Origin of the sequence: Pseudanabaena sp. 'Roaring Creek', assembly GCF_001402795.1 — a bacterium.
Classification (GTDB): Bacteria; Cyanobacteriota; Cyanobacteriia; order Pseudanabaenales; family Pseudanabaenaceae; genus Pseudanabaena.
Map to the genome: position 1 here is coordinate 1 of NZ_LIRE01000541.1, position 2,038 is coordinate 2,038.

The 2,038-nt window shown below is 42.1% G+C and carries 1 protein-coding gene; it reads left to right on the forward strand.

Annotated elements, in window-relative coordinates:
- Positions 1 to 187 precede the first annotated feature (187 nt).
- Positions 188 to 1,951, forward strand: coding sequence for an adenylate/guanylate cyclase domain-containing protein (locus AC805_RS16120; protein ID WP_231663226.1), 1,764 nt, complete (start codon positions 188 to 190; stop codon positions 1,949 to 1,951).
- Positions 1,952 to 2,038: the final 87 nt, after the last annotated feature.

The following is a 2,038-nucleotide window of genomic DNA, read 5'->3' on the forward strand; positions in this document are numbered from 1 at the left end:
AATGCTGTTAATTTCATTATGAATGATATGAGAGTTTTCGTAGGAACTTCTGTAGTGGAATTAGCCGATTAAGGCGTAGATTATTTGGAGGTGTAGCGTTGACACACCTCTAATACCAATTACCAAAAGTGTGGCTACACTTTTGGTAATTGAAAACCAAACCCAGTAGGGGTTTTAAAATCACAAAATGGCTATGCCATTTTGTGATTTGGTAGAAATAGATGATTTGCAAACAGTAGGCTCAGCAGGTAGAGATATGCCATACATTATTCAAAATCAAGGAACTCCCCATGAACGTATCTGCGATCTGAGATATGGCGTAAATACGATTGGAAGAGGATTAGATAATAGTATTGTCGTGGAAGACGATGCGCGTAGCCTCTCCCGCCATCATGCCGAAATCCAAGTTACTGACAAGGGCATATTTGTTACCGATCTCAATAGTAGCAATGGCACGCTGGTGAACCAGATCAAGATCGCGCAGCAAAAGCTCAATCATAACGATTTTATCCAATTTGGCAGTGTCATCTTTCGATTAGTGGATGAATTAAAAATTGATGCTAGTAGCTCTGGTAGTGAGATCAATGCTACCGCTAACCCCACCAATGCCAGTTCGGGTTTATCGATCTTGATGCGGGTTTCTCCAGAAAAATCTCGCGTGAATATGCAGGATTTGCTAAAGCAAGATATCGCCCCCTCTGGCTCGGTGTTGATGATTCAAGAATCGGATGAGGCTCAACGAACATCGGCGAAATTACGAGTATTGCTAGAGGTAAGCCAAGAACTGTCATCGCCCGAAGCCTACTCCGCTTTGCCTGAAAAAATTCTAGAGTTGCTACTCAAAATCATGTCGGTCGATCGCGCTGTGCTATTGCTGGTAGATGAAAAAACGGGGAATCTAGAACCCAAAGCAGCTAAATTTAGTAATCCCAATGCTACGGCTAATCTTGATTTTTATAGTCGCAAAATTGCTAATTTTGTCCTGAAGCAAGGTGATGCGATTATCAGTGATGATGCTTCGGGCGATCGCCGCTTTGACAGTTCTCAATCGATCATTCAGCAATCGATCCAAGCCGCCATGTGTGCTCCCCTAAAACCAAGGGATCGCGCGATCGGCGTGCTATACGTGGATAATCTTTCCCACGGTCATGCTTACCATAAAGAAGATTTAGAGTTTTTGAGTAGTCTTGCTAATCAGGCGGCGATCGCGATCGAAAATGCAAATCTCTATCAAAGTATGCAATCGGAAGTAATCCGTCGCACTAAATTAGAACGATTTTTTCCTGCTGCGGTCAGTCAAAAAATTGAAGAGGGTTGGGACTTAAATCGGATTATTGAGACAGAAGTTACGGCTCTATTCTCAGATATTAGTGGCTTTACCGAAATGACAGCACCGATGCAGCCACGCAAGGTTTTGGAATTCTTAAATGAATATTTCAAAGTGATGGTTGAAGATATTGTCTTTCCCTTTGGGGGCACATTGGAGAAATACATCGCGGATGCCTTGCTTGCCGTTTGGGGTTCTCCCTATCAAAGAGATGATGATGCGATCGCGGCAGTTAATGCGGCGATCGCCATGCAGTGGGCAATGCGAAAATTAAATGAGGATTGGACTGAACAAGGACGGGATCTGCAAATTCAAATTCACATTGGACTGAATACGGGGATGGTTGCTTCGGGAAATATTGGCTCTGAAAATCTGATTCAATATACAAATATTGGCGACACGATGAATGTGGCTAGCCGAATCTGCACGGCGGCGCAAGCTGGTGATGTATTTATCTCTGAGAGTACAAAGGTAAAGATTGAAAGTTTGCATTTACCTTTAGAGAAGTTAGACTTGATTAAAGTTAAAGGGAAAGAAGAACCACTGCAACTATATCGCATCCTCTGGGAGCAGATTGATATTCGCGAATTGAGCAGTAAGACCAAAACGATTTTCCCCTCATAAACTTTTAAATCCTGATTGATTTAATACCAATTCACGAAAGTATGACAACACTTTCGTGAATTAAAAACTATAGTTTTTTTAAATAAC

Coding starts and splice junctions, on each gene's coding strand:
- AC805_RS16120 (WP_231663226.1), top strand. CDS start 188: ATGGCTATGCCATTTTGTGATTTGGTAGAAATAGATGATTTGCAAACA.